Annotated in this window: 24 protein-coding genes; 12 read left to right on the top strand and 12 right to left on the bottom strand. The window is 64.0% G+C overall.

All coding sequences use genetic code 11. The features are described from left to right. Positions 1–85 precede the first annotated feature (85 nt). Both HYG81_RS22040 and HYG81_RS22035 read left to right on the top strand, forming a co-directional pair. Positions 86–1,729, top strand: a complete 1,644-nt coding sequence (locus tag HYG81_RS22040; RefSeq protein ID WP_180841838.1) for a hypothetical protein — start codon at positions 86–88, stop codon at positions 1,727–1,729. 177 nt (positions 1,730–1,906) lie between these two features. Beyond that, positions 1,907–2,110 carry a VNG_1110C family protein gene (locus tag HYG81_RS22035; RefSeq protein ID WP_180841837.1) on the top strand — a complete coding sequence of 68 codons (204 nt, stop codon included), beginning with the start codon at positions 1,907–1,909 and terminating at the stop codon, positions 2,108–2,110. Between the two features lie 80 nt (positions 2,111–2,190). On the opposite strand, the gene HYG81_RS22030 is transcribed toward HYG81_RS22035, so the two are convergent. Further along, complete coding sequence (locus HYG81_RS22030; protein ID WP_180841836.1) at positions 2,191–3,513, bottom strand: tRNA(Ile)(2)-agmatinylcytidine synthase; 1,323 nt, start codon at positions 3,511–3,513, stop codon at positions 2,191–2,193. 168 nt (positions 3,514–3,681) lie between these two features. Here HYG81_RS22030 and HYG81_RS22025 point away from each other — a divergent pair, with 168 nt between their 5' ends. Next, complete coding sequence (locus HYG81_RS22025; RefSeq protein WP_180841835.1) at positions 3,682–4,647, top strand: transcriptional regulator; 966 nt, start codon at positions 3,682–3,684, stop codon at positions 4,645–4,647. Positions 4,648–4,708: 61 nt separating this feature from the next. Beyond that, entirely contained in the window at positions 4,709–4,918 is a 210-nt protein-coding gene (locus HYG81_RS22020; RefSeq protein ID WP_180841834.1) for a hypothetical protein, read from the top strand. Positions 4,919–4,977: 59 nt separating this feature from the next. On the opposite strand, the gene HYG81_RS22015 is transcribed toward HYG81_RS22020, so the two are convergent. Further along, positions 4,978–5,235 carry a glutathione S-transferase N-terminal domain-containing protein gene (locus HYG81_RS22015; protein ID WP_180841833.1) on the bottom strand — a complete coding sequence of 86 codons (258 nt, stop codon included), beginning with the start codon at positions 5,233–5,235 and terminating at the stop codon, positions 4,978–4,980. Positions 5,236–5,359: 124 nt separating this feature from the next. Next, positions 5,360–6,796 carry an NCS2 family permease gene (locus tag HYG81_RS22010; protein WP_180841832.1) on the bottom strand — a complete coding sequence of 479 codons (1,437 nt, stop codon included), beginning with the start codon at positions 6,794–6,796 and terminating at the stop codon, positions 5,360–5,362. 196 nt (positions 6,797–6,992) lie between these two features. Between HYG81_RS22010 and HYG81_RS22005 the strand changes: the two genes are divergently transcribed. Beyond that, positions 6,993–7,655, top strand: coding sequence for a potassium channel family protein (locus HYG81_RS22005; protein ID WP_180841831.1), 663 nt, complete (start codon positions 6,993–6,995; stop codon positions 7,653–7,655). A gap of 285 nt (positions 7,656–7,940) precedes the next feature. Here HYG81_RS22005 and HYG81_RS22000 read toward each other — a convergent pair whose 3' ends face one another. Continuing rightward, positions 7,941–9,050, bottom strand: coding sequence for a DNA methyltransferase (locus tag HYG81_RS22000; protein WP_180841830.1), 1,110 nt, complete (start codon positions 9,048–9,050; stop codon positions 7,941–7,943). 113 nt (positions 9,051–9,163) lie between these two features. Between HYG81_RS22000 and HYG81_RS21995 the strand changes: the two genes are divergently transcribed. Next, a complete protein-coding gene (locus tag HYG81_RS21995; protein WP_180841829.1) occupies positions 9,164–10,174 on the top strand; it encodes a glutathione S-transferase family protein in 1,011 nt (336 codons plus the stop codon). A 525-nt stretch (positions 10,175–10,699) separates the two neighbouring features. Here HYG81_RS21995 and HYG81_RS21990 read toward each other — a convergent pair. The 5 genes from HYG81_RS21990 to HYG81_RS21970 form a co-directional block, all read right to left on the bottom strand. Beyond that, entirely contained in the window at positions 10,700–11,182 is a 483-nt protein-coding gene (locus HYG81_RS21990; protein ID WP_180841828.1) for a hypothetical protein, read from the bottom strand. 238 nt (positions 11,183–11,420) lie between these two features. Continuing rightward, positions 11,421–11,762, bottom strand: a complete 342-nt coding sequence (locus HYG81_RS21985; RefSeq protein ID WP_180841827.1) for a DUF7535 family protein — start codon at positions 11,760–11,762, stop codon at positions 11,421–11,423. A 105-nt stretch (positions 11,763–11,867) separates the two neighbouring features. Next, positions 11,868–12,674, bottom strand: coding sequence for an NAD-dependent epimerase/dehydratase family protein (locus tag HYG81_RS21980; protein WP_180841826.1), 807 nt, complete (start codon positions 12,672–12,674; stop codon positions 11,868–11,870). A 745-nt stretch (positions 12,675–13,419) separates the two neighbouring features. Next, complete coding sequence (locus HYG81_RS21975; protein WP_180841825.1) at positions 13,420–14,433, bottom strand: alcohol dehydrogenase catalytic domain-containing protein; 1,014 nt, start codon at positions 14,431–14,433, stop codon at positions 13,420–13,422. 41 nt (positions 14,434–14,474) lie between these two features. Further along, the gene (locus tag HYG81_RS21970; protein ID WP_180841824.1) at positions 14,475–15,449 is read right to left on the bottom strand and encodes an endo-1,4-beta-xylanase; all 975 of its coding nucleotides are present in this window, start codon (positions 15,447–15,449) and stop codon (positions 14,475–14,477) included. 397 nt (positions 15,450–15,846) lie between these two features. Between HYG81_RS21970 and HYG81_RS21965 the strand changes: the two genes are divergently transcribed. After that, entirely contained in the window at positions 15,847–16,221 is a 375-nt protein-coding gene (locus HYG81_RS21965; RefSeq protein ID WP_180841823.1) for a 2Fe-2S iron-sulfur cluster-binding protein, read from the top strand. A 101-nt stretch (positions 16,222–16,322) separates the two neighbouring features. Beyond that, positions 16,323–16,772 carry a thiol-disulfide oxidoreductase DCC family protein gene (locus tag HYG81_RS21960; protein WP_180841822.1) on the top strand — a complete coding sequence of 150 codons (450 nt, stop codon included), beginning with the start codon at positions 16,323–16,325 and terminating at the stop codon, positions 16,770–16,772. 28 nt (positions 16,773–16,800) lie between these two features. Here the strand turns inward: HYG81_RS21960 and HYG81_RS21955 are convergent, their stop codons facing one another. After that, a complete protein-coding gene (locus HYG81_RS21955) occupies positions 16,801–18,069 on the bottom strand; it encodes a DUF7405 family protein (RefSeq protein WP_180841821.1) in 1,269 nt (422 codons plus the stop codon). Positions 18,070–18,245: 176 nt separating this feature from the next. On the opposite strand from HYG81_RS21955, the gene dps reads away from it, so the two are divergent. The 3 genes from dps to HYG81_RS21940 all read left to right on the top strand — a co-directional run bounded on the left by dps (position 18,246) and on the right by HYG81_RS21940 (position 20,746). Then, entirely contained in the window at positions 18,246–18,902 is a 657-nt protein-coding gene (dps, locus tag HYG81_RS21950) for a DNA protection during starvation protein (protein ID WP_180841820.1), read from the top strand. A gap of 185 nt (positions 18,903–19,087) precedes the next feature. Continuing rightward, positions 19,088–19,534 (top strand): SRPBCC domain-containing protein, encoded by a 447-nt coding sequence (locus HYG81_RS21945; RefSeq protein ID WP_180841819.1) that lies wholly within the window; start codon positions 19,088–19,090, stop codon positions 19,532–19,534. Positions 19,535–20,071: 537 nt separating this feature from the next. Next, positions 20,072–20,746, top strand: a complete 675-nt coding sequence (locus HYG81_RS21940) for a DUF6735 family protein (RefSeq protein WP_180841818.1) — start codon at positions 20,072–20,074, stop codon at positions 20,744–20,746. 1 nt (position 20,747) lies between these two features. Here HYG81_RS21940 and HYG81_RS21935 read toward each other — a convergent pair whose 3' ends face one another. Next, positions 20,748–22,523: a MutS-related protein gene (locus tag HYG81_RS21935; protein WP_180841817.1), complete on the bottom strand. Its 1,776-nt coding sequence runs from the start codon at positions 22,521–22,523 to the stop codon at positions 20,748–20,750. A gap of 365 nt (positions 22,524–22,888) precedes the next feature. On the opposite strand from HYG81_RS21935, the gene purF reads away from it, so the two are divergent. Next, positions 22,889–24,361, top strand: coding sequence for an amidophosphoribosyltransferase (gene purF / locus HYG81_RS21930; protein WP_180842955.1), 1,473 nt, complete (start codon positions 22,889–22,891; stop codon positions 24,359–24,361). Positions 24,362–24,535: 174 nt separating this feature from the next. On the opposite strand, the gene HYG81_RS21925 is transcribed toward purF, so the two are convergent. Then, entirely contained in the window at positions 24,536–26,323 is a 1,788-nt protein-coding gene (locus tag HYG81_RS21925) for an SLC13 family permease (protein WP_226376014.1), read from the bottom strand. Between the last annotated feature and the right edge of the window lie 163 nt (positions 26,324–26,486).

Below are 26,486 nucleotides of genomic sequence, written 5' to 3'. Positions count from 1 at the left end.
TCGAACTGAACACTCGTTTCCTCGATTGTGTTCCGCTAGCCAAGGTTGTGTTAGCTATACCGTTCTGTGATACATCTGTCATCGTATGCGACGGCGAGAATACGTTACGGCAGTGGGGAGTAGCGTGGGTGCCATCGCGACGACGGGAATCGGGGGTGCGCAGACGCGAACCCTCAAGCGAGTCTTCCCGGCGGAGCGCACGACGGCCGTCCGACCCGGCGACGGCATCGGATTCGAAATCGCGGCGACTCCGGGAGTCGAGCCGCAGACGGCCGACTGGCGGGTCGACGGCCCGGACGGGGACGCTATCACGCCGTACGACCCGTTTTACAGTTACACCTACGTCACGGGCAATCCGGCCGCTTCCGGTCAGTTCGACGAGTCGGGAACGCACGAAGTCGGCGTGACCGTCGACGGAACGACGATCGCCTGGTCGGTCGAGGTCACCGAGAACGCGCCGGCGGCACCGAGCGTGGACGTGACCTGCGACCCGGGGCCGGACGCCACGATCACGGTGCGCGACGATGTCGAAGTGACCGCGTCATCGGCCGACGAATCCGGGCTGCTCCGGCGGCTCTTCTGGCAGGAAGGGCGCAACGCGACGTACGTCGACAACGCTGCGCTGTCGGGGTCGACAGCGACGGTCACGTACGCGACATCCGGCGGCGCTATCTGGTTCATCGGCGGCTATCCGATGACCGCGTGGGTCGTCTGTCGCGACGGCCGACTGTCGTCCGCCCGCACCGAGGGGCCGTCGGTCGCCGCGTTCCGCGACGTCACGATCACCGGGACGAATGCGCCGGTTCGATCGGGTGACGATCTCGTCGTCGACGCCGAAATCGCGATCGACGGGGACTCCACCTACCACGCGTTCGTCGAGGCTGAGCCCGATCTGATCGTCGGACACGACCCCACACACGTCGACAGCGAAACGGTCGAGGTGTTCGCGGGGAACAGCGAGACGGTCCGACTCGAGTTCACCACGGCGACCGTGCGCAACACGCAGACGTTCCCCGTCCGCGTCGAGACTCGCCACGCGGCGTCCGAGACCGACGTCACGGTCATCGGGACCGAAGACGCCGAGAGCCACGGCTCCCTCGAGGTCCGTGAGATGACGACGAATACGCCCGTGACGGGTGGAGAGCGACTCGAAGTGACGGCCACGCTCGAAAACACCGGCGACGGGCCGGCCGACCGCGACGTCGAACTCGTCGTTGGGGACGACCCGACGACGGTCGATACACAGGGGGTGACCGTCGGCGCTGGCGAGACGACGACCGTCACGCTGGGATACGAGACCTATCCCGTCGAGAACGACGACGAGTTCCCCGTCTCCGTGGATACGAGCGATGACACTGCCACACAGTCGGTGCTCGTCTACGGCCGCAGCGGGGACGATACCGGCGACGGTGGGGAACGGGACGAGGCGACGTTCGCGGTCTCGATCACCGGGACGAACGTGCCGGTGACCGGCGGCGAATGGCTGTCGGTGGCTGCCGTCGCCGAGAACGTGGGGAGCGCGCCCGGCAGACACGACGTCCAGCTCGTCGTCGGTCGCTCGCCGGAGGTGGTCGATACGCTCCGCGTGAGCCTCGAGCCCGGCCAGTCCCAGCGACTTTCGCTCGGCTACGAAACCTACCCCGTGGCCAACGACGACACCTTCCCGATAGTAGTGCGATCGCCGCACGCGAGCGACAGGCGAACGGTGACGGTCCGCGGGACGGACTGACGCCAGTTGACTATACTCGCGGGTCGGCCCTCGAGCGACAGTTGAACGCCTCGAGCGTCGGTCGAACTGAGCTCTCTGCGGTCGCGGCCGTGTATGCGCGGCTTCCACTACCCACTATAATTACCGATACAAACGGATTTCGACACTCATAAACGACGGGAAAATAATCGAGTACGCATGTCGGACGCGTCGCAGCTGCGTGACAGTACCCAGATCGTCCTCCCGCGGGAGACACTCGAGGGGCTGGAGCCGCAGCTCGACGACGAATTCACGGTTTCCGTCTTCCCGGACGGGGAGGACCGCTGTCGGATCGTCGGCAGCCCCGTCGAAATCAAGGCGGCCAGCGCCTTTCTCGCTCGCCGCGGCATCACCGTTCGCTGACCGCGGTTTCGAACGACGGTCGCGTTGCGCTCGGTACTCAGCCGATCACTTTCAGGCCGTTCAGCTGGGACCGACCCGAACTAGTGCTCCGGATGCGTCGGTGCGTCGAACCCGCCGCGAACGAGCGGCTTCGCGACGTGACGGCGCGCACACGGCGGCACCTCGTACCAGCCGGGTTCGAGGTCGCGCTCGAGCGATCGGTCCGTTTTCCCCCCGGTCGCAGTCCCGCAATCCCGGCAGCGATAGCCCTGGTTCCGGCCGGCGCTTTCCATCGTTCGCTCGCAGCTGGGACAGACGGGGGTGACCCGCTCGGTTCGCACGAGGTCGCGGACGGCGAACTTCTCGAGTTTGAGCGTTCCGTCGGACACTTCGCCGCAGGCGGTGAGCCGGTCGCCGACGCGCAGCGCTCGCACGCGATCCCGAAAGCGCTTCGTCGGCTCGAAGGCGGCACACGCGAGTCGGTTCGGCGATTCGTTACCAACTGCACCGTCATTATCCGCATCGCCACCGGCTGGCGACTCGAGGTCGACGAACACGTGGCCGCCGCGACGCGTTTCGGGCTCGCTCGCGACTCGGCCCTCGAGCCGGTAGGCTCGCCCGTCCGCGACGGCTCCGATCGCGCCGTCTCGCAGGTGGACGTCGGTGCCCTGATTGGTCACGAAGCGCTGGCTCGCGGCGACGGGTTCGCTCTCGATTCGGTCGGCCACGGCCCGGACGGCGTCCGTCTCGTCGCCACGGATCCCGTACAGGATCGGGCCGGGCGTGTGCGGCACGCAGACGGTCTCGTCCTCGCCGCGGTCGACCGTATCCCACACGTCGGGGTAGCCCCACTCCGCCGCTGCGAAGACGCTCTCGCGGTCCACCTCGCGAGGCGTCCCCCACCGCTCGGGCTCGCGGTAGGCGATGTACTCGTCGGTCCACTCCCCGAGTGCCGTCCACGCACCGACCGCGGCCAGCGCACCGATCCGACCGCGGCCGTTACCGGCGTGCCACGACCGATAGCCGTGGTGCTCGATCAGGGCCGTGGCATCGGCGATCGAGAGGTGGTCCCGGACCGCCGCGTGCGCGAATCGACTCATATCGTCGAAGGGTACGTCTTCGTCCGGCTCGTGATCCGCCACGACCAGTCCGGGATTCGTCCGCTCGTCGGCGGTTTCGGCCAGTGACTCGAGGCGCTCGCGAGCGATATCGAACGCGCGGTCGGGATCGCAATCGGTGTGAATCGCCAGCGAGGCGTTCCCCCGCGTTTTGTACTCGACGGCGGGATTGAGTCGAACGAGGAGGAGCCTCGAGACGCTCACCGAGTCGTCTTCGCGGAGCCGATCGGCGATCGCTCTGGCGACGTACGTCGTGCACATTCCCCGCTCTCGCGAGTCGGTATCATCGATCCCGACGACGGTCATCGCCCGTGCTTGCACGCCGGTCGAGTAACGCCTTTCGGGATCTCTCGCCGGCTGCGCGACTGCTCAAACAACTATATAAGTATATTCCCGATTCGGGCCCTAATCGCAACACGGGACACGGACATGACGGGGAAAACGTCTTATAGGAGGAATCACTTACAATCCCGTATGTCCCGCTCCGCGCTTGTCGGTAACGTAACCGCGATGTTAGAGGACGCGGGATTCATGGTGAGTGATCGGTGTGCGATTCGACCGAAGAGTTTCGATATCGCCGCCCGACGGGGCGAAGACCTCATCCTCGTCAAGATCCTCGCGAATATCGACGCGTTCAACCGGGCGACCGGTCAGGAGATGCGACGCCTGGGGACCTACCTCAACGCGACGCCCCTGGTCATCGGCCTGCGTAGCCGCGACGAGGATCTGAAACCCGACGTCGTCTACTTCCGACACGGCGTCCCCGTCTTCAGCCCCGACACGGCGTACAACCTGTTCATCGAGGAAGTCCCGCCGTTGATCTACGCCGCCCCCGGCGGCCTCTACGTCAATATCGACGGCGACCTGCTGGCCGGCGAACGCCAGGACCGCGACTGGAGCCTCGGCCAACTCGCCGGCGAACTCGGCGTCTCCCGACGGACCGTCTCGAAGTACGAAGACGGCATGAACGCCTCCGTCGAGGTCGCGATGACCCTCGAGGAGATGTTCGACGCGCCGCTGACGAGCCCCGTCGACGTGCTCGAGGGTGCCGAGGACGTTCACGAGAGCGAGGCGACGCCGGACGATCCCGAAGCGGATCCGGACGACGAACAGGTCGTCGCCGTCCTCACGAGGGCCGGCTACAGCGTCCACCCGACGGCCCGATCGCCGTTTACGGCCGTCAGCGAGGACGAAGACGACAGCGATATCGTGCTGACCGGCCACTCGAAATTCACGAAGGCCGCGGAGAAACGCGCCCGAATCATGAGTTCGATCGGCCAGGTTATGGGCACGCAATCCGTGTACGTCGTCGACCGAGCGAAACAGGAATCCGTCGACGGCACCGCCCTGGTCGAGCGCGACGAACTCGCGACGTTCCGGAACACCGACGAACTTCGGGACGTCATCCGGGAACGCTCCGAGTACGAAGAAGCGGCCTGATCCGGCCGATAACACTCACGACGAACGACAGTTTTTCGAGTGCCGACCGCGAGGAACGCCTATGGAGAGGCAGTGGACCGTCGAAATCGTCAGTCGGCGGCGCGCGTTCCTCGTTCTTACCATCACAGCTCTCGGACTCGTCTTCAATTACGGGACGACCGTCACGACGGCGGCCGATGCAGTGGTATTCGGCGGCGTCTACGTCGTCGGTGGTTACCTCGTGTTTACGGTACTCAGCCTGCTTTCGAACCGATTCTGGTGGAAACAGTAGTCGCTGGGCTCGCCGGCGAACTGCCTGCTGAAGAACGGACTACAATCGACTCCCAGACTTCAGGTTGCGCCGTTTCCGTACGTTTCCTCGAGGTACTCGACGATGTCGTCGCTCTCGCTCATCCCGTCGACACCGTTCGCCTCGTCGACGATGACGGGAACGCCCGTCTGGCCGCTTACCTTCTCGACCTCGGTGCGCTCGTCGTGCGAGCGGGGCACTTCGATGATATCGTACTCGAGCTCGAGTTCGTCGAGCTTCGAGCGGACCTTCGCACAGAACGGACAGCCGGGAAGCTCGTACATCGTGATGTCTGCCATACGGGATATTGCCGCGGAAGACGTATCAGCCCACCGGTCGACCGGGGGGTTGCCGCAATCGTGGTTTCGGGAGTACTACGGTCGGATCACGGAAGCGTGCTGGCAATACCCGAAACAATGGTCGTCAGAACGAGAACATGCCGGCGTCGACGGCGAAGAAGACGGCGAAGTACAGGATGAACGCGATGGCGAGTGCCCACTGTCCGACGGAAACGTCTTCGGCCCTCCCCATTGCGGCTTTGACGAGCGGGTAGCTGATGATCCCGGCGGCGAGTCCGTTCGAGATTGACGCGGTGAGCGGCATGACCGTAATCGTCAGTCCGGCTGAAATCGCCCAGGACGGGTCTTGCCAGTCGATGTCGGTGACGCCCTGTAGCATGATGATGCCGACGACGACCAGTGCGAGGTACGACGCGTACTGCGGAATGGCACCGATCAGCGGGACGATGAGCAAGGAGAGCACGAAGAGGAGGCCGACGACGAGGGCGGTGAAGCCGGTTCGTCCGCCTTCCTCGACGCCGGCCGAAGATTCGATGAACGTCGTCACTGTCGACGTTCCGATTATCGCGCCCACGGTAGTGCCGATCGCGTCGGCCATCAGCGGCTTCTCGATTTCGGGGAGGTCGCCGTCCTCGTCGAGGAAGCCACCGATCTGCGAGACGCCGATGAGCGTCCCGGCCGTGTCGAAGAAGTCGACGAAGAAGAACGTGAAGACGACCAGCGCGAACACGAGCGGGTCGTCGGTAATCAATCCGAGTCCCTCGATGAAGCCGGCGACCAGCGGCGTGAAGTCGTACTGAACGCTCGCGATCAGGCTCAGGATTCCGTCGTTGGCGACCTGCTCGTAGGTCTGTGCGGGAACGAGCGTGCCCGGGGAGACGACGTCAGCGATAGTCAGTACCCACCCAGCGACGGCAGTGGCGAGGATCCCGATGACGATCGAACCGCGAGTCCCGCGAGCGTGGAGGATGAGCATCAGTGCGAGGCCAACGACCGAAAGCGCGGCGACGGCGCTGGTCGCGACGTTTCCCAGCGTGACGAGGGTGTCCGGATGGTCAACGACGATCTGCATCTCCTGGAGTCCCAGAAAGAGCAGGTAGACGCCGATCCCGGCTCCGACGGCGAATTTAACGGGTTCCGGGAACAGTTCGATGATGTACTTCCGTGCGCCGACCGCCGTCAGGGCGATGAAGATAATCCCTTCGACGAAGACCGCCGCGAGCGCGACCTGCCACGGGACGCCGAGGCCGATAACGACCGTGAACGCGAAGAACGCGTTCAGCCCCATGCCGGGCGCGAGGCCGAACGGTCTGTTGGCCCAGAACGCCATGACGAAAATGGCAACCGCCGATGCGAGGATCGTCGCGACGGTGATCATCTGCTGAATCTCGCCGGCGTCGTAGCCGTCGATCGCGATCGCCTCGCTCAGAATGAGCGGATTGACGACGATGATGTACGACATCGCCAGAAACGTCGTTATCCCCGCGATCGTTTCCGTTCCGAGGTCGGTATCGTGTTCGTCGAAGCCGAAGTACGCTGCGAGTGTCTCGAATGCCCCCATATTGGATGTTCGAGCGTAACAACACCGGTGAGTTAAACGTTCTTGTCCGAATCGGCCGCTATTTGGGCACGTTCGTGGGTATTGTTTGATTGTTGAGTACTATTCCAGACGAAGGCTCGAGCCGATCAGCCGATCGAACGGAAACTCCTGTCGGCGAGACCAACGTATTTCACCTCGGAGCGCGTACCGTGATACCATGAGGTTTGTCATCGTGGGATACGGTCGGGTCGGCTCGCGGACGGCGACGATCCTCGCCGAGGAGGGCCACGAGGTCATCATCGTCGACGACGATATGGACCGGATCGAGCGCGCCACTGACGACGGGTTCGAGACGGTGCACGGCGACGGCGCTGACGAGGACGTCCTCGTCGACGCGGAGATCGAAACCGCCGATGCGATCGGTGCGTTCACGCCCGATCTCAACGCTAACTTCGCCGCGTGTATGGTCGGTACCCACCACGGTTGTCGGACCGTCCTGCGGATCGACGAAGACTACCGCGAGGACATCTACGAGAAATACGCCGAAGAGGTCGACGAGATCATCTACCCCGAACGGCTCGGTGCTGCGGGCGCGAAGACCGCCCTGTTGGGCGGCGACTTCAACGTCGTCGCCGACCTCGCCGCAAACCTCCAGTTGACCGTCCTCGAGATCCGAGACGGATCGCCGGCGGTCGGGAAACGGATGAGCGAACTCGAGCTCCCCGAGTCCGCGCGGATCTACGCCCACGGCCGCGCCCGCGAACCGCTGACGATCCCGCTTCCGGGAACCGAACTCGAGGTCGGGGACGAGGTCGCCGTCATCACCGAGGCCGATCGCGCCGAGGAGGTCCGATCGACGTTGCTGCCCGCAAGCGCGTAGCGTCTGGGTAGTTCCGGATGGGGTATTCGTTTCTCTCGCTGTTCGACCAGTGAGGACGATGCGACAAGGGGGGGAGAGAAACGGGAGCAGGCGCGCAGGCGGGTAGATGGGGTGGAGTGGGGAGGCCGCCTCGCGCCTGTTCCTTTCATCACGACGGACCCCAATAAAACTGCGTCAGACGATCGACTGACGGGGGTCAGACGAGCGCCGGCTGCGAGAACTGTCTCGGGTCCGTCGGGCTGGTTGTCGACTGTAACTCGCACGCTGGTAGCCGACAGGAACGGCTCAGTCGTCGCTTTCGCGCTCGTCCTCGAGTCGGAAGACGAGCACGTTCTGGTGGACCATCGAGGGGACGTACGAGAACGGATAGCCGTAGACGTGGAGGTCCTTCGTGGGGTCGTACCAGATCAGGTTCGCCGCGAGGGTCAGCGGCGCGGTCGATTCGATCGCCCGCGCGAGATCCGCCGAGAGGAACTCGTAGGACTGCTCGCGGTACATATCGCCGATGAAGACGACGACGTGGCCGTCCGGCGCGACGGCGTCGGTGAACCGGTCGAACTTGCCCGCCATATCGTCGAGCCACTCGGCCTTCGTCTGTCGGTCGTCGGGATCCCTCTCCGAATCAGCGTCGGCGTTCGCATTGCGACCGTCGGGATCGGTCTCTGGAGTGTCGGGAGCGCCGGTAGCGCCGGCAGCACCATCGAACGATCCCAGTTTGCTCTCACGCGTCTCGCGCTCGTTGCGCGTCTGCTCGAGTTCGTCCATATGCCAGTAGGGGACGTCGGTCAGCAGCAAGTCGACCGAGTCCTCGGGCACGTCCTCGATCAGGTCGACGCAGTCGCCGTGTTGCATCTCCTGCTCGGCCAGCGGCGGTTCGCCGCGCTCGCGGCGCTCCTCGTTTTCGCGCTCGAGGACTGTCTCGTAGATCTCGATCCATCGTCGGGTGCGCTCGAAACCGATCGCGTTCCGGAGTCCGGTGCCCTCGTGTTCGCAGAAACTCGCGCCTAACAGAGTGCCGCCGACGCCCGCGAAGGGGTCGAGGACGATGTCGCCGGCCTTGCTAAATCGGCCGATCAGTTCCGCGCAGAGTCGCGGCGGTTTCTGCCCACCGTGTTCGCTGCGCAGGTCGTGCTGGACGGCGGGCGGATAGCCCTCGGGGAGCACGGACTTCGTGGCGTACTTCCACTCCTTGCCCGTGAGGTCGTTCACTCGATTGCGCTCGTCGTAGATCCCCCGGTCCTCAACGTAGCGCTGGTGATCCGCGAGGTCGTCGGTGTCGATCACTTCGCCGTCCTCGACCGGCAGTGACTCGTCCCGTGCGCGGTCGGCGTCGAACCCGCCGTCGTCGTCCGTGAACAGGCGGCTCTGGCGGTGTCGATCCCCGTCGTCTGCCATACCTCGAGTGCTCGCGCGGGCCGCTTAAACGCTTGTCATCAGCCGCGCCGGCTCGAGGCGGGTGACACGAATGTTAGCGAGGTCATTTGAACGTCGCCGCCGTACGAACGCGTATGAACATGCTCGTCGACGGCGAGTGGCGGACCGACGCGGGTGAGTACACCGACGACGACGGCTCGTTCGAACGCCAGGAGACGAACTTTCGGGACGAGATCAGAGACGATCCCGACGCCCGGTTCCAGCCCGAGGCGGGCCGGTATCACCTCTACGTCTCCTCCGCCTGTCCGTGGGCCCACCGGACGCTGGTGACGCGGGCACTGAAGGGACTCGAGGACGCGATCTCCGTCTCGATCGTCGATCCCTACCGCGACGAGGACGGCTGGCAATTCACTCCCGAAAAGGAGGGCTGTACGCCCGATCACGTCCACGGCGCGGATTTCCTGCGGGAGTTGTACGTGCGCGCGGATCCGGACGCGACCTGTCGCGTGACGGTGCCGGTACTCTGGGACAAACGGGAGGACACCATCGTCAACAACGAGTCCGAAGAGATCATGCGGATGCTCGACACGGAGTTCAACGAGATTGCCTCGCGAGACGTGGATCTCTACCCCGAGGGCTATCGAGACGAGGTTGATCGGATCATCGACGAGATCTACGAGCCGATCAACAACGGCGTCTATCGCGCGGGGTTCGCGACGAAGCAGGATCCCTACGACGAGGCGGTCGACGACCTCTTCGCGGCGCTCGATCACTGGGACGAGGTGCTGGCTGACCAGCGCTATCTCGCCGGCGATCGACTCACCGAGGCCGACGTCGCGATGTTCACGACGCTCGTCCGGTTTGACAAAGTCTACCACACGCACTTCATGTGTAACGTGCAGTATATCCGTGAGTACGACAACCTCTGGCCGTACCTGCGCGATCTCTATGGGACGTCAGGCGTCGCTCAAACGGTGAACATGGACCACATCAAGGAGCATTACTACACGACCCACCCCGACGTGAACCCGCACGGGATCGTCGCCCGCGGTCCCGACCTCGAGTTCGAAGCACCCCACGACCGCGACGAGCTGCCGGGCAGCCCGCCGTCCGATCTCGTCGCGGCCGCGAACGCCGACGACTAACGAGGACTCGTCCTCGAGAAAACGAACGGACGACGTTAGCAGTAGTTGGCGATACGGTTTCTTTATTCAGAATTAGGTGCGAAACCGAAATACCCGATTCGGTAAGTACAGTACGAAGAGTTAGCGATCAGTACGGCGTAACGATTATGTAGGCGTTATACGCAGAACTACAAATATGACCAATAGAGTGAACGAGTATCTACGGAAACGGCCTTTTCTTGGCACAGTGTTTTTTCTACTGATGTTTGTCAGTGGCAGTGTCGTGTGGATAGTGATAATGCAGCCCTCTCGTCCGCTATTCTCAATTTTGTCTGATGGGGGAGTCTGGTTTACTATTGGCCTACTCGCAGGGCCCTCTGGACTAGTATATTTTATCGTTTCGAAGCGGACTCACTCGCAGACCTGATCGAAAAGAGACCTTCCAGTAAATATGCACACGTAATTGCCGTTCAGTACAGTAACTGTACTTATCGCAGCGGGGTCAAAATATATAATTTCAGAATTATTTCAACAGAAATGGTTGATCTATTGTTTGAAGACGCCAGCGTTGTCCGTCGAACGATTCACATACGAAAATTCGCCAGACTCATATACAACTCCCATTATAATGGCGTGGTGCTGTCCTCCAGACAGCGACGGGTTATATGGGACCGGCTCACCAGTATCGGGCGTCGTGCCGTCAAGCGTGAACTCGATTAAGTAGTATACCGATTCGGTGAAGATATTCTCAAAGGTCTTGGTCTCATCGGGGGCGACTGACGCAGAGGCCGTCAATGTTCGTTGCGGAGATGGGACGGTCACATTTCCAGAGACGCTGTAGCCATCTGCTGTCGTCTCCGATTCAGCGCCAACGTCAACAACCGAAATTCCAATGGTATGCGGGAGATTACTGCGATTCTCGAATTGGAGACTCCCGGCGGGAATGTCGCCGTTGAGAAACTGAGAACACCCAGCAAGACCCGAGACACCGAGAGTACCGAGCGATGTGAGAAAGATACGACGGTTCATACCCAAAGTTTAGACAAGGGATGACAAATATCTTCTGTGAGATAGTCGTCCATAGTTATCAAATCGTCTGATTCGGTTTCAGGTGTTCTTCTAAATAGAGAAACCGTGCTACTATCTACTGATAAATAGGGTTTCACCCAAATCATCAAAACAAGCAAACAGCGGTCAGTTCGCATCTGTACTCACCGTGGGTTTCACGGAGAGTTCTGAATAGAAAGAGCCGTACTACTATCTACTGTTAGGATTCGGCTGCCGTCTGGTCGGCTTCCGCGTCTGCAGGTTCGGCGTCTTCGGTCTCGGTGTCATCGGCCTCGGTGTCTTCAGCAGCGGCGTCTGCGGGCTCGATTTCCGCGGCTTCGAGACGGTCGGAGCCGGTGCGGCCGGATTCGCGTCGCCAGTTCTCGAAGCTGTGTTCGAACTCCTCGTCGGCGATGAACAGTTTCCAGAGAATCCATACGGGGACGAGAACGGGGATCAACGGGAGGAGAACGATCAGGAGTATTGCGCCCATGATATAGCCGAACAGAGACATCTGGGTGTTCGGCCCGTAGCCCGACGACTCGGACACCTTTGTCGACATGTGTGCGGGTACGAACGTATCGGTATTCCGTCTTTCGATTCGAAGGGTCCACGCGGAAACAAATGTCAACGGATCGACGACCGTGACGTGAATCGATGGACGGGATCAGGTCGATTCGAGCCCGCTGCGCCTGCTCGAGTCGTCGCTCAGCACGTTCTCGGCGTCGTCTTGGGGCCGGTAGCCGAGCTCGAGCATGGTCTCGGACAGCGAGAGGAACCGCTCTGCGTTGTCGGAGATTCCGTGGGCGATCAGGGGAGATTCCGCGAGCGTCGCCGTCGTCGCCGCGTTGAGCACCCGCTGACAGTCGCCGGGGCTGAGCCACATCGCGCGGGCGTAGCGCTCCCCGGCACCGTCGCGTTCGTCGCACACCCGGCGGAGTTCGTCGCGGGTGAGCAACCACCCGATTCGGAGGTTCACCACCTCGAGTCCGTGCCGATTCGCGTAGTACGATCCCATCGCCTCGCCGAAGACCTTGGTGACGCCGTAGAAGGTGTCCGGATCGGTCGGATCGCTCGGCCGGACGATCTCGGGGCTCCCCACCGTCGACTCCGGCCGGATCGCCGAGACGGTGTTTCGCATGTTGACCGCGTGGTTCGAACTCGCGAAGACCACCCGCTCGAGGTCGTTTTCGACCGCGGCCTCGAAGGCGTTAGCGAGGCCGTCGACGTTCGGTCCGCGAACCTCGTCCCACTCCGCCCGCGGCGAGGCGTTGGCCGCGAGGTGGATCAGGACGTCCTGGCCCTCGAGCGCATCGACGAACGCCTCGCGGTCGGTGATCTCGAGTGGGGTTGTGTCCAGATCCTCGGTCTCGCTGTGGGAAAAGAGCGTGAGATCGTGATCGCCGTCCGGAAACGCGTCGATGGCTTCCCGGCCGACGTTCCCCGACGCACCGGTGATCGCGATATTCGTCATACCTGAGAGACAGCGACGAGGCCGAAATAGGTCGGGCCAGCGCCTTCCGGCTAGTACTGTAGAACCGAGTTAGTTACCAGTAGTTGACACTACAATTTCTTTGATCAGAGTTGGCCGTGAAAACCACGTTTAGTATAGGTCAAGTAGGTAACGAAGCAGAAATCGACTTCACTGATAGCTGTCAAAACATGAGCCATTGAGATGCACCTGCTTTCACTTGTCGGAATCTGCGTCAGTGAGGTCAAGCGCCACTTGTGCTAACAGTATTGCAACGAGAAGAACAATAGGTAACGTAAACAGCCACCCACCTTCGATATAGAGAGCCCAGCTACAAAAGGCCAAAAACAAGATCCCAAAAAGTCTCGGACTTTTAATCATAAATAGGAATGGTTCTGAAATTATATATGATTTTCGCATATATAGTATATCTGACCGCAAAAGACGGTATAATCGCGTTATGTTCGCACACGTAGTTATCGAATCGCCCGGTTCAATTCGAGCGCGCCTCTGTATACAGAAACTGGGCTACTCTCTACTGTGACGAGAACCCCGTCAGCAGTACCTTGAAAGCCCCTTCCGCGCTGGACTCCCGGGCCTCGCTGTGCGCCTCGGCTCGCTCCCACCGGTCGCTCACCTGCGGTGCTTGCGTCGTCCGGGTTCGTCCAGCGCGGAAGCCCCTTTCATTCCCACCCGGCGGTGGAACGCACGGGTTGTCTGAGAAACGTTCGAAATCGCGGTTGCTGATCTATGGCTCGACGACGAGCTTGCCGACGCTCTCGCGATCCCGCATCGCCGCGAAGGCATCGTCGGTGTCCGCGAGCGCGTACGTCCGATCGATTTCGGGCCGCAGTCGGCTGTCGGCCGCGAGTTCGACGAGCCGCCGGAGGTCGTCCTGGGTCCCCATCGTGGAGCCGACGATGCACTTGTGGCCGAGAAAGAGGTTCGTCACGTCGATCGTGGATTCGCCGCCGGCCGTGCGGCCACAGATCGCCATCGTCCCGCCGCGGCGCATGACTGATTGGCCGAGTTCGGTGAACTCGCCGCCGAGGTGGTTGATCACCCCGTCCGGTGCGCCGATCGTCTCGACCTCGTCGCGGATCTCCTCGAGGTCCGTCGATCGAATTCCGTGATCGAGACCGAGTTCGCGGACCCGCTCGAGCTTCGCTTCCGACGAGGACGTCCCGATCGTCTCTGCGCCGAAAACGTCCGCGAGCTGGATCGCAGCGACGCCAACGCCACCGGTCGCGCCGGGAACGAAGACGAGGTCGGCGGGACCAACCTCGGCTCGCCGGAGCATGTGGTAGGCGGTCATGTAGGCCGTCGGAATCGCGGCGGCCGTCGTCGCGTCCATCCCCTCGGGCAACGGAACGAGCCGATCGGCCCGGACGCGGGCCGTCTCGGCGAGGCCGCCGTGGAACAATGAGAACCGCTCGCACATGTTCTCGGGCCCCTCGCGGCAGAATCGACAGGAGCCACAGGTCTGGTTGGGACAGAGGACAACCCGGTCGCCGGGCTCAAGGCCGCGAACTTCTCCGCCGGTTTCGCTCACGACGCCTGCCACGTCGAGGCCGGTGACGAACGGCAGATCGTCGGCGTCGACCATCGCCGAGTCCCCCTCGAGGATCCAGAGGTCGTGACGATTGATCGCGCACGCCTCGACGTCGACCAGCGCCTCGGTCGGGCCGGGTTCGGGGTCGTCCCGTTCGATCACGCTCACTCCCTCGGGGCCGATCAAGTCGGTGAAGGCTGCGGCTCGCATCGAGTGGAACGTCGGCGAGGAGGACAAAGAAAGTAACCAGTTCAGTAGCTGTCGAGCGTCTCGACGACGGCCTCGTATGCTGGTTTCGGCTCGTACCAGTCGTCGAACAGCAGCGGATCGCCGATGAACAGCTCTGGAAAGTTCTCGTAGTATCGCAGCCACGAGGTCGCGTCGTTGACGCCTGCGACGGTCATCCCGTCACAGCCGGTCTCGAGACAGACCTCGGTGATCTCGCGGTAGTAGTCGGCCTGCAGCTCGAGCGGGTCGTCGGGAGCGTCGTGCTCGTAAAAGTCGACATCCATCTCGGTGATCTCAACGTCGAGTCCGAGATCCTGAAACCGCTCGATATTTTCGGCGATCGACTCGGGATCGGGCCGGTCGAAGAGCGCGTGCAACTGGAGCCCAACGCCGTCAATCGGCACGTCCCGCTCAAGTAAGTCCGCGAGAAGGTCGTAGATCGCGTCGGATTTCTCGTTGACTGCCTCGCCCCCGTAGTCGTTGTAGTAGAGGTCGGCGTGGGTGACCTCGTCGGCCCACCGAAAGGCATTCGCGATGTAGTCCTCGCCCATCGCGTCATACCACATCGTCTCGCGCAGCGAGTCGTCGTCGGCGACGGCCTCGTTGACGACATCCCAGGTATCGATCTTCTTCCGATAGCGCCCCGCGACGGTATAGATGTGATCGCGAAGGAACTCCCGGACCCGCTCGTCGGAGTGGTTCCACGTTTCGAACCACTCGGGCTGTTGTTGATGCCAGACGAGAGTATGCCCTCGAACGGACATGTCGTTCGCGAGAGCGAAGTCGACGATCGTGTCCGCGTCACCGAAATCGTAGGTGTCCGGCGAGGGACGGAGCGGGCCCATCTTCAACGGACTCCCCGGGGTGACCGCGTCGAACTCCGTCGCGAGGACTCGACGATGGTCCGACTCAGTTCGCAGGGAGTCGGGACCGATCATGGCTCCGACGGTCAGTCCGCGCTCGGCCGCGAGCTCGCGGAGGGAACGATCAGTTGTCATCGCTGTAACGACTGTACGCTACAGCGAACCGACAATAACCGTTGCGGGACTGCGGTAGGTCACCGCACGGTGGGCGGTCTCATCGGATCGTGTCTCTCCTGCCGGAAGGCGATAACGGCGACGATCGAGCGAAAGAAGACGTTATCAACTCGCCACGACGACCGTCCCGCGGTCGCGAGCGTACTCGAGGAAGTCGTCGAACGCGTCGGCTGCGGTCATGGTGTCACGATCACTGACGACGGTGGCCTTTCGACGGGCTCGAGGCCGGCCTCGGCAACGTTGTCGTTTTCACGCCGAACTCACACGAACCGTCCCGTCGTCGGTACGACGCCAGTAGACGCGCCTGAACCAGATGGCAGTGTGCTTTTCGCCCGGCCCGCCGTACGATCGGCTACCCGTGACAGCCCCCACGACGTGGGACGTCGAACTTCGCGTGCCGGCGGACGCCGATTTGGACGCCGCCGGCGAGTCCCGAACGATCGAGGTCCGCGAGGATCAGGCGATCCTCGCGGCAGCCCGCGCTACGGGCCTCTGGCTGTCGGCAGACTGCCAGCAGGGCTGGTGTATCACCTGCGGCGCAAAACTGCTCTCCGGCGAGGTCGATCACAGTCAGGCCAAACGGTACTACCCGGAGGACGAGGCGGCCGGGTTCGTCCTCACTTGCGTCGCGCGTCCCCGCTCGGACTGCGTCATCGAAGTCGAGCGCTACGACGAGTTACTCAGACACCGCGCCGATCACGACAGGCCGCCGGGTCGGTCGAAGCTCGAGTGAGGGTCGGATCCTCGAGCCGCTGTGGGCGACCGAACCGAGAGTGAGACGGGACCGGAAACTGCCCGCCGAACGTTTTCCGCCCCGTCACCGTAGGCGCTCCCATGACGGAGCCGACGACACCGCAGTTCACCGGTATCCTGCTCTACGACGGCGACTGCCCGTTCTGCTCGGCGGCCTCGACCGCGATGCGCCAGCTCGAGGCCGTCGGCATCGTCCCGTGGGAGGAGCCGGCCGCACAGGCGTTCCTCGATGCCCAATTCGGCGAGGCTCCGTTCGCGCTGTTCTTCGCGGATATCGAGGCCGAGACGGTCTGGGCGGGTCGAGCCGCCGCGAGCGAGTTGTGCGAGCGGGCCGGGATTCCAGTGCTCGTGCGAGATATCGTCGACGAGAACTACGAGCGGTTCGCGGACGCTATCCAGTCGGTTTCGGGGACTGACCACGAGATCGATCCCTATCACGACGCGTATCCGCTGGCCGACGACGCCGCGGCGCTGTTCGATGATTTAGCATCGAACGCGAATCGAACGCATATCCCGACCGGATCGAACTGATTCTTCGAGGGGCGGTCGTCGCGCCGTCTTACTCCGCCGACGGATTCGGCGCGGGGAGGGATCGAAGCTCGCGCGGCGGGACGAGGTAATTCGCCCGGTTGGTGACGCTGATATACTGGAGAATGCCGCTGTTGAACACCGGGGCATCGAGGTCGGTCCCGGTCATCGCTTCGCGGGTTTTCACGAAATTGTCGATCGAGCGCTGGAGCGAGAGGAAGTGGGTGGCTGCGGTGTCGTCGTCGGTCGAATCGAAGTCCCGTCGGAGGATGATTGGCTCGCCGTTCTCGCGGGCGCGAGCGGCCTTCTGGGCGTGCCCGACCGTTCCCTCGCGGGCGGTCGCAGCCGGGTCGCCGCCGACCTCGGTCACGCGACTCGAGTCGCCGAGGTTGTGGCCGGCCCCCTCGACGAGATCCTCCGCGTTGTGGTTCGGCGAGAACATCTTGGCGACGCGCTGGCCGCGGCTGTCCTGATTGTACCACTGATGCAGGTGCAACTGGATCTTCGAGAGGTGAATCGTCGTCCCGCCGGCGAACGGACCCTCGTCGATCGTCACGCGGTCCTCGCTCGCCTGATTTTGTCTGAAGCCGGATTTGAACCCCATGAACATCGGCGCGTCGTCCGGAACGGGATCGCCGTCGGGGATGCCGCGGACGCCGGACTGATTGTCGGCCGGGAGGCCGCGACCGATGAACCCGGTTCTGCGATCGTTTACTTCGAATATTCCGTCGAACGTCCCGTCGACCTCGAGCCCATTGAGTTCGTCGAGTTCGCCCTTGAGGGCCTCCTCGGCGCTCAGGGTGACGTGACCGTAGTCGCTGGCCAGGTGGAGCAAGGCGTCGTACTCGTCGAGTTCCGGGTCGTCGTGTGGCGTCAGTGACGTCGGCTCGGGGAGGTCGACTCCCGAGAGGTCCGCGTCGAACCGGTTGAAGTACGCCGGTCCGTAGGCCATCGTGAACGCCAGTCCCTCGTTGCCGCGTTTGTACGCCTGCTCGAGCGTTCGGAACGCGGCCTCGAGTCGCTCGCGTTCGGCCGTCGCGTCGGCGGGACCGTCGCCGACGTACTCGAGGCCGAGCAGGAGGTGGTGTTCGGGTGGCCGAACGTTTCCGCCGTCGTCCGTTGCGAGGAACTCGTTCCACGCGTGCTGGCGATCCGGGAGCTCCTCGGGGGCGAGCGCGGCCTGTGGCACGTCCTCGGTCTCCTCGCGCTGGAGGCAGGCGGCGAGCGCGCTCGCACCGCCGATGGCGACGGCGCTGCGGACGAACGCGCGACGCGAGAGTCCGCGATCCGGCCCGTTCATACACGACCATGGGGGGTTGGCGGCTAAGGATATTGCGGTTACACTGATCGGCCGGACGGGGAGACGGCAGCCGATGGGGCGACGTTCAGGTTGAACGAACCGTCGGCAATATTCGGGTCGTTACGGCAGTTGCAAGCAAAGATTGATACAGCGAGTTATGGGAGTCGATCGGTGGGATGTCCGACGAAAAACCACACGCGGCAGGGAACGTCGATGCGGGGGACACGAGCGAGCGCGTCGGAATGGCGGTACTCCGCGAGCGCGGGCTCGAGCCCGAGGAACTGCGCGAGAAACTGCTGGACGCGATCGGGGCCGAGTTCACGACGTACTACTACTACACGAACCTGCGAATGCACCTCGCTGGGCACGAGGACTACAAGGAGATCACCGAGGACGCCCGCCTCGAGGACCGGGCGCACTTCGAACTCGTCGCGCCGCGGGTGTACGAACTCGGCGGCGCGCTGCCCAACGACATCCGGGAGTTCGCGGATCGTGCGTCCTGTCCGGACGCGGAGATGCCGGTCCCGTACGAAACCGAGGGGTTCGACCTCGAGAACCTGACCGCCGAGAACATCCTCGAGGTACTGCTCGAGGCGGAGCGCTGTGCCATTCGAACGTGGTCAGAGATCTGTGACATGACCCACGGCGTCGATCCGCGGACTTACGACATGGCCCAGCGCATCCTCCAAGAGGAGATCGAACACGAGGCGTGGTTCGTCGAACTCCTCTCGATGGAACGAGACGGAGAGACCAACCCGGCAGGTCACTTCGTCCGAGGCGAACCCGGTGACGCGCCACTCTCGACGAACCGGCGGTTCAACGACAGCGCGTAACGCAGACTCGGATCTCGAGCCGATCGGCTCGTTGCAGGCGTGGGATACGAGAGCCCCACTCTGAACCCTCGGCCCGCTGTCGCGGCCGTTACCGCGCCGCTGGCTCTCGATTCGAAGCCGTGAGCGGTGAGCCGCCGACGGACGAGTACCGGTACAGCCATTCCGCTGTGTATCCAACGGTAACTATGATCGAAGTCGAGGTGTTCGTCGAGATCGATGCGCCGCCCGCGGTCGTCTGGGAGACACTGCTCGAGTTCGAGTACTATCCGGAGTGGAATCCCATCAGCCGGACCGTCGAGGGTGTCGAAATCGACGGAACGGAGCGACGGGGACGGTACCAGCCCGTCGATTCCCGCCGGTTTCTCGACGGGCCGATGATCGTCACCGTCGAGCCGTACAGACGCCTCGCCTGGCTCGACCGGTTCGTGCTCCCGTTCGCGCTCGATCGCTACCACGAGTTCCACCTCGTACCGATCGACGACGGGGAGCGGACGCGGTTGCTACAGCGGGAGACGGTCCGCGGGGCACTCGTGCCGCTGGTGTTCGACGAGGGGCAAGTCGAACGGGCGTTCGTGGCGATGAACAAGGCGATCGCGGCCCGTGCCGAACGACGGACGAGCGCGACGGCCTGACTCGAGAGGGCGATACCTCGGGCTCGATCTGAACTGTCTTCCCGGCGTGCGGTGGCGCGCGCTGGGCCGTGGCGAGCATGGCGAGGCCGAACGAAGTAAGGCCTCGAAAAGCGAGCGGTGACCGTCGGGAGCCGCGAGCGACAGGTGAGCCGCGGCCCGAAACTGCGCGAGGTCTTCGCGAACGGGGAGAGGGAAGGCTTGTCAGAGCTTGCTCTGACAGTGGATGAGCGAGCGACGGCAGGAGCGAGTGAATCGGTTGGGGAGGGTGTGGTGATTCCTTGTTGCCACGATACCAGGACACTGCTTCCTTTCGGATGCCCCTGAGTACCATTCTAGGACGACCGCTCGAGCGTGACACGATCGTTCACCCGGGCTACGAATCGCTCACCCTCGCGTCTCAGTGAGAGACTGACATCGAAAACGCAGACGACCGCAGGTTCAAGTACGGACGGGCGGCCAGAGCCGTCGTGACCCGTCACACAGTATCCCGCTCGAGCCTCGAGCGGACCGACTCGACCCACGCAGACAGGGTGGACGATGGGACATAGGGCACTGGTCGCCTACCGGCGACCGGATCGACTCTACGACCTGCGATACAGCCACTGGGGCGGCGAGGAGCTATCGCTTGCCGACGAGATCACCGCCGCCACTCCGCTGGCCGACGGCTCGATCGCGGGACCCCTCGTCGCGGATTCGATCAGCCGCGATCGAATCCTGACGGACCACCTCGATCCCTGCGTCCACGAAGCCCTGTATCTGGTCGATCCGGCGACCGACTACGCGGTCGACGCCTACCGAGTCTGCTGGCTCGAGTGGGGTGACGGCCGCGACGATGGTCGGGGAGCGGTCATCGCGACCGATCGTGACGACGACGAGACGGTCAGGCGCTGGTTTCGCGCGACCAAGACCGCGCTGGCGGACGTTATCGAAATGGGGGCGCTCTCGCGGCGGGCCGCACAGGCCTATCTCGAGGCACGCGTCTGCGAGGAGTACGACGGGCTCGTCTACACCTACGGTGAGTCGATCGATGACGAATCCGGTGCCGGATACGAACCCACGCCGGACCACTGGCTCGAGAACACGGAACGAACGGATGAGGAACGAACCGAGGACAACGGACCATTCGACAATCGACCCAGCGGCGACGATGGTACGAGCGACGACGCGAGCAGTGACGGAACGGACGACGGGGACCGAAGCGAACCCTCCTGACTCACTCGCTAGCGTCCCAACGTGCGTCCGCGAGCGTCCGCTGGACGACCTCGTTGCCGACGGCTTCCGCGAGCGTTTCGAAGCCGGCCCGCTCGCCTCGGTCGCTGGCGTTGGCGACGAGCCGCGAGACGATGAACTCCGGCGTCGACCGGCCCACCGTGCCGAAGCGGGGCTGGTAATCGACGAGCAACTCGAGGTCGGGGTTCAGCCCCTCCGCGAAGATGCCGTCGACCCGTGCTTGGGGAGGCAGCGGCTCTAAGTCGTCCGCGAGGTGGGTGACAAACACGGCCAGTGCCTCCCGGTCGACGGAGAGCGTGACCAGCCCGTGGAGCAGATCCGCCGCGCTGCCCGGCTCCGTGATCGCCTCGAACTCGTCGACCAGCATCAGGGTGCGCCCGCCGGTCGAGAGCGGCGGCACGATCGACCGCAGCGTGGACTCGAGGACGCCGGCGTTGAAACTCGCGTGCCGGCGGTGGAAGACCAGCGAGTCGACGGGCGTCACCTCGGCCCGATCCGCGGGAACCGGCAGCCCCATCGTGGCCAGCAGGACGACCTGACACAGCGTCTCGAGCAGGGTCGTCTTCCCGCCGCTGTTCGCGCCCGTCAGGACGGCGACGCGCTGCGCTCCGGGGACCGCGTTCACGTCGTCCGGAACGCTCGTGATGCCGTGCTCGCCGAGCCCGTAGGTAACCGGCTGGACCGAATCTTCGTCTCGCGCGGCCAGCGTGAGGTTGCGCGCGTTGACGACGGACACGGCAGCGTCCTCTCCCGTCACGAAAATGGGACGGGTACAATCGTACTCGAGCGCAAAGCGGGCCAGCGAGAGGTGTAGCGCGATGTCGTCGACCGCTGCGACCGCCTGATCGACGGCCTCGCTGGCCTCCGCGAGCGTTTCCTGGAAATCACTCGCGACGGTTTCCTCCCGCTCATCGACCGCTTCGGTGAGGTCGGTCCGCAGCGTGCGCAACGTGTCACCGACGAAACCCGTCGCGTCCGCCGCGTCGGTCGGCATTGCGTCCCGAACCCGATCGATCGTCACGTCCGTCTCGCTCAACAGCCGGTCCTCGAAGGACTGGCGAAAGCCCTCGACGTCGTGGACGCCCTCCGAGCGCAGGTCCTCGATCAGCGCGAGGGCGTCGGCGTCCATGTCCTCGACCGCACCCAGCGCGTCCCGGAGGCGGTCGAGTTCCTCGTCGGCACCCTCGCGGACTCGGCCGCCGTCCAGCGCCGCCAGCGCCTCGGCGGCCGCCGCGAGCCGGTCGCGCTCGAGGTCGGCGATCCCGGCGAACGGTCCGGAGTCGACGCCGGCCGCGAGCAAGGCGAGTGCGGCTTCGACGGCCGCGCGCTCGCTCCCGTCGCGCTCGTCGTAACGTTCGTAGGCCTCGAGCACGGCCTCGCGATCGTCGGCGGCGAGGTCGGCCCAGGCGTCTCGAGCCGCGAGCACGTCGTCGAGACGCTCCTCCATCGCCGCTCGACCGTCGAGGGGCGTCAGCACCCGAATTCGGTCTGCCGCGCGCTGCGTGACGGCGTGGTCGACCGCGAGATCCAGCAGTTCCTTGTAGGCCGACCGCGCGTCGCTGGTCGCCAGAACGTCCATTCCCGCACCGCCGGTCGCCCGGCGCAAGATCCGCGTCGCTCGCCCGCGAGCGAGCCCGGCATCCGCGAGCGCCCGCACGTCGCCGCTCTCAATCGCCTGGATCGCCCGCTCGCGACCCAACTCCTCGACCAGCGTCTCCCGCGTCTTCGGGCCGACCCCCCAGTACTCCTCGAGTCGCATACGCTGTGGACTCGGGGGAACGCTCTTGAACGCTGTGTCTCGAGCGCCGGGATTCCGCCAGGTTGTCCTCGCGACATCTATCCCGCATCTCGACTGCGTCTCGTCTCCACGAGAGAAACCGCCAGGCGAAGGGTGCTGTCGGTCACTATGCATTGTCGTGGTAGTCACTAGTCGTCGTGGTACCAGCACCAGTCGGTCTGCTGAGTCGACGCTGTTACGCAGTTTCTCGGAATGTATCCACGATTGTGGATACAATTCACGTTCGGAGGGAGTCGAAGGAGCACAAACACGGGGACTTTTATCGGTTCGGTGCCCTACTGACTCCCATGACTGATGGGCGGGGCGAAACTCCCCGGCGAACAGGAATGACCGAAAAGTGCGGCGTCGTCGGCGTCTCACTGGCCGGTCGGGACGCGGCACGACCGTTGTACTATGCGCTCTACGCACTCCAGCACCGCGGGCAGGAGTCCGCGGGGATCGTCACCCACGACGGCTTCCAGCAGCACAGCCACGTCGAGATGGGGCTCGTGGGCGACGCCTTCGGCGAGGACGACCTCGACACGCTCAACGGATCGGCGGGGATCGGGCACGTCCGGTATCCGACCGCCGGTTCGGTCGACTCCTCCTGTGCACAGCCGTTCTCCGTCTCGTTCAAGAGCGGCTCGCTCGGCCTGAGCCACAACGGCAACCTCGTCAACGCCGACGAGATCCGCGACGAACTCGCCGCCGCGGGCCACGCCTTCACCAGCGACGGCGACACCGAGGTCATCGCCCACGACCTCGCGCGCAATCTCCTCGAGGAGGATCTCGTCCGCGCCGTCAAGCGCACGATGGGGCGGATCCACGGCTCGTACTCGCTGACGATCACCCACGACGATACGGTCCTCGGCGTGCGCGACCCGCAGGGGAACCGCCCGCTCTGTATCGGTGAGCTCGAGGACGGCTACATTCTGGCCTCCGAGTCGGCGGCGATCGACACGTTAGACGGGGACCTCGTCCGCGACGTTCGGCCGGGCGAACTGGTCGTCCTGCAGGAAGACGGCGCAGGGTTCGACTCCTACCAGCTCGTCGAACAGGAGAACACCGCCCACTGCTTCTTCGAACACGTCTACTTCGCGCGCCCCGACAGCGTCATCGACGACACGCTGGTCTACGAGGCCCGCCGCAATCTCGGCCGCAAGCTCTGGGCGGAAAGCGGCGTCGAGACCGACGTCGTGATGCCCGTCCCCGACTCCGGGCGCGCCTTCGCCTCGGGCTACGCCGACGCCGCGAGCGAGACGACCGCCGACGGCGAACCTCGAGCCGCGGACGACGACGGCGTCGAGTTCGCCGAGGGGCTGATGAAGAACCGATACGTCGGCCGGACGTTCATCATGCCGACCCAGGACGAGCGCGAACGCGCGGTGCGGCTCAAGCTCAACCCGATCAAGTCCACGATCGAGGGTAAAACCGTCACCGTCATCGACGACTCGATCGTTCGCGGGACGACATCGACCCAACTCGTCCAGCTCCTCAAGGACTGCGGGGCCGAGGAAGTCCACGTCCGTATCGGCGCACCGGAGATCATCGCCCCCTGCTACATGGGCATCGACATGGCCACCCGCGAGGAGCTGATCGCCGCGGACAAGTCGACCGACGAGATTCGCGAGGCGATCGACGCCGACAGTCTCGCTTACCTCTCGACCGACGCCGTGGCCGACGTACTCGAGAAAGACCGACTCGACCTCTGTCTGGGCTGCGTGACCGGCGAGTACCCCTACGACATCGACGGCGAGGAGACCGACCGCGACGTGAGCCGTCCCGACGTGAGTGGGACGCAGTTGCCCGCGGACGACTAACAAACTTTTGCGCTGCGGGTGCGCCTTCGGCGCACCCTCGGCAAAACTTTGATGAAAAGCACTCCTCCTTCCCCTCCAGCCGCGCGTTGCGCGGCTTCCGGGTCAGTCGTCGGCCCGCTCGCGCCTCCGGCGCTCGCGGAAGTACCGGTGTTCTCGGACCGTTAACCGCATCGATCACCCTTGGAACGCTTCGGCGAACTCCGTCGGGAGCGTTCCGATCTCGATCCCCCAGGCGATCGGCAGCCAGCCAACTGCGACGAGCGTGATCAGAACGATTCCGATGACGTTGAGTCCGACGCCGATTTTGGCCATCTGCGGCAGCGTGATATAGCCGCTGCCGAAGACAATCGCGTTGGGCGGGGTCGCGACCGGCAGCATGAACGCGAAAGAAGCCGCGGTCGCGCCGGCGATCATGAGTCCGAAGGGGTGGACGCCGATCCCGACGGCGACACCGGCAAGAATGGGCATCAACATCGCCGTCGTCGCCGTGTTTGAGGTAACCTCCGTCAGGAAAATGGTCATCACGACCACAGCGAACAGAATGACGATCATGGGAACGCCGCCGAGCAACTCGAGGCGTTCGCCGATCCAGGCCGCGAGCCCGGTATCCCCGAAGCCGCTGGCGATCGCGAGGCCGCCGCCGAACAGGAGGATGACGCCCCACGGAATGTCGACGGCGTTCGTCCAGTCGAGCAGGAAGGTGTGGTCGCCGTCTTCGGTCTTCGTCGGCAGGGTGAACAGGACCATTGCACCGCCGATGGCGACGATCGTGTCGGCGTCCTCCGGCGGCGCAATTCCGAGAAGCGGATCGATCAGGCTGGCACCGATCCAGGCCGCTGCCATCCCGACGAAGACGACGGCGACCATTTTTTCCTGCCGAACCATCGGCCCCAGCCGCTCAAGTTCGCGGTCGATCGTGTCCGCACCGGCCGGAAGTTCCTCGAACTCGGGCGACACCGCGCGAGTGACGTAGACGTAGACGGCGACGAGGCCGATCGCCGAGATCGGGACGCCGTAGAGCATCCACTCCGCGAAGGAAACCGACTGGTCGAAAAGCGCGTCGGCCTGGCCCGCGAAGAGGACGTTCGGCGGGGTTCCGATGAGCGTCGAGACGCCGCCGACGGACGCGCCGTAGGCGATACAGAGCATCAGCGCGATACCGAAGGAGAAGTTGCCCTCGCTCGTGTCGACCTCGAGGTCGGTCTCGTCGACCAGATCGGCGGTCTGGTAGATGACCGCCAGCGCGATGGGGACCATCATCATCACGGTCGCGCTGTTGGACACCCACATCGAGAGAAACGCCGTGGCGAGCATGAACCCGAGGATGAGTCTCGAGGGTTCGGTGCCGACGGCCTTGATCGTCCGCAGGGCAATCCGCCGGTGGAGCCCCCACCGCTGCATGGCCATCGCGAGGAAGAACCCGCCCATGAACAGGAAGATCAGCGGGTGACCGTAGGACGGCGTCGTGTCCGCGACGGGCAGCGCGCCAGTCAGCGGGAACAGGACGATCGGTAGCAGCGACGTGGCGGGGATCGGGATCGCTTCGGACATCCACCAGACGGCGACCCACGCGGTGACGGCTGCGACCGCCTTCCCCGCGGCTGACAGCCCACTCGGCGTCGGCGAGAGGAAGATCAGCGCGAACAGCAGCGGCCCGAGGACGAAGCCGACCCGCTGTCGAAGGTCGTACGTGCCGCCGACATCGAACGGGGAGCCGCCGTCGTCGCCGCGGTCGCTTCCGGACCCGCCGTTGCCGGGGTCGTTCCCAACCCCGTCGCCAGGATCGGGTTCGTCGCGCTCGTCACGATCGCGACCCCCATCGGGAAACACCCGCCGTGCGAGGCGTCGCTCTTCGGGCTCGAGATCGTCCATGTCCGCGATCATGGCCGGCGCGTCGAGCGTGAGGTACGCCTTCGTTCGGGCGTTGACGACCCACAGGTACGTCCACAGCCGCTGCGTCATCGATCGAGAGGCCGACTCTCGCTCCGTCACCATTCTCTCCGATGTTCCCACGGGACGGCGTATAACTAGTGATCACTTACGTCGATTGTACGAGCGGAAACTGGAGCGAACAGGCCGAATCGCCTCGCAGCGGGCTCGAATTTTGAATCGCAACAGACCGCGG

This window comes from Natrinema zhouii, assembly GCF_013456555.2.
GTDB lineage: Archaea > Halobacteriota > Halobacteria > Halobacteriales > Natrialbaceae > Natrinema > Natrinema zhouii.
Note: the sequence above shows the minus strand (reverse complement) of the source record. Positions and strands in the feature narration are given on the sequence as shown.

Bases quoted from the DNA above. Each gene is read 5' to 3' on its own strand.
- HYG81_RS21980 (WP_180841826.1), bottom strand. From the start codon at position 12,674: ATGACGAATATCGCGATCACCGGTGCGTCGGGGAACGTCGGCCGGGAA.
- HYG81_RS22015 (WP_180841833.1), bottom strand. From the start codon at position 5,235: ATGGCAGACATCACGATGTACGAGCTTCCCGGCTGTCCGTTCTGTGCG.
- HYG81_RS22000 (WP_180841830.1), bottom strand. From the start codon at position 9,050: ATGGCAGACGACGGGGATCGACACCGCCAGAGCCGCCTGTTCACGGAC.
- HYG81_RS21940 (WP_180841818.1), top strand. From the start codon at position 20,072: ATGGGACATAGGGCACTGGTCGCCTACCGGCGACCGGATCGACTCTAC.
- HYG81_RS21925 (WP_226376014.1), bottom strand. From the start codon at position 26,323: ATGACGCAGCGGCTGTGGACGTACCTGTGGGTCGTCAACGCCCGAACG.
- HYG81_RS21935 (WP_180841817.1), bottom strand. From the start codon at position 22,523: ATGCGACTCGAGGAGTACTGGGGGGTCGGCCCGAAGACGCGGGAGACG.
- HYG81_RS21975 (WP_180841825.1), bottom strand. From the start codon at position 14,433: ATGCGAGCCGCAGCCTTCACCGACTTGATCGGCCCCGAGGGAGTGAGC.
- HYG81_RS22010 (WP_180841832.1), bottom strand. From the start codon at position 6,796: ATGGGGGCATTCGAGACACTCGCAGCGTACTTCGGCTTCGACGAACAC.
- HYG81_RS21960 (WP_180841822.1), top strand. From the start codon at position 16,323: ATGACGGAGCCGACGACACCGCAGTTCACCGGTATCCTGCTCTACGAC.
- HYG81_RS21985 (WP_180841827.1), bottom strand. From the start codon at position 11,762: ATGTCGACAAAGGTGTCCGAGTCGTCGGGCTACGGGCCGAACACCCAG.
- purF (WP_180842955.1), top strand. From the start codon at position 22,889: ATGACCGAAAAGTGCGGCGTCGTCGGCGTCTCACTGGCCGGTCGGGAC.
- HYG81_RS21970 (WP_180841824.1), bottom strand. From the start codon at position 15,449: ATGACAACTGATCGTTCCCTCCGCGAGCTCGCGGCCGAGCGCGGACTG.
- HYG81_RS21955 (WP_180841821.1), bottom strand. From the start codon at position 18,069: ATGAACGGGCCGGATCGCGGACTCTCGCGTCGCGCGTTCGTCCGCAGC.
- dps (WP_180841820.1), top strand. From the start codon at position 18,246: ATGTCCGACGAAAAACCACACGCGGCAGGGAACGTCGATGCGGGGGAC.
- HYG81_RS22005 (WP_180841831.1), top strand. From the start codon at position 6,993: ATGAGGTTTGTCATCGTGGGATACGGTCGGGTCGGCTCGCGGACGGCG.
- HYG81_RS22025 (WP_180841835.1), top strand. From the start codon at position 3,682: ATGTCCCGCTCCGCGCTTGTCGGTAACGTAACCGCGATGTTAGAGGAC.
- HYG81_RS22030 (WP_180841836.1), bottom strand. From the start codon at position 3,513: ATGACCGTCGTCGGGATCGATGATACCGACTCGCGAGAGCGGGGAATG.
- HYG81_RS22040 (WP_180841838.1), top strand. From the start codon at position 86: ATGCGACGGCGAGAATACGTTACGGCAGTGGGGAGTAGCGTGGGTGCC.
- HYG81_RS22020 (WP_180841834.1), top strand. From the start codon at position 4,709: ATGGAGAGGCAGTGGACCGTCGAAATCGTCAGTCGGCGGCGCGCGTTC.
- HYG81_RS22035 (WP_180841837.1), top strand. From the start codon at position 1,907: ATGTCGGACGCGTCGCAGCTGCGTGACAGTACCCAGATCGTCCTCCCG.
- HYG81_RS21990 (WP_180841828.1), bottom strand. From the start codon at position 11,182: ATGAACCGTCGTATCTTTCTCACATCGCTCGGTACTCTCGGTGTCTCG.
- HYG81_RS21945 (WP_180841819.1), top strand. From the start codon at position 19,088: ATGATCGAAGTCGAGGTGTTCGTCGAGATCGATGCGCCGCCCGCGGTC.
- HYG81_RS21995 (WP_180841829.1), top strand. From the start codon at position 9,164: ATGAACATGCTCGTCGACGGCGAGTGGCGGACCGACGCGGGTGAGTAC.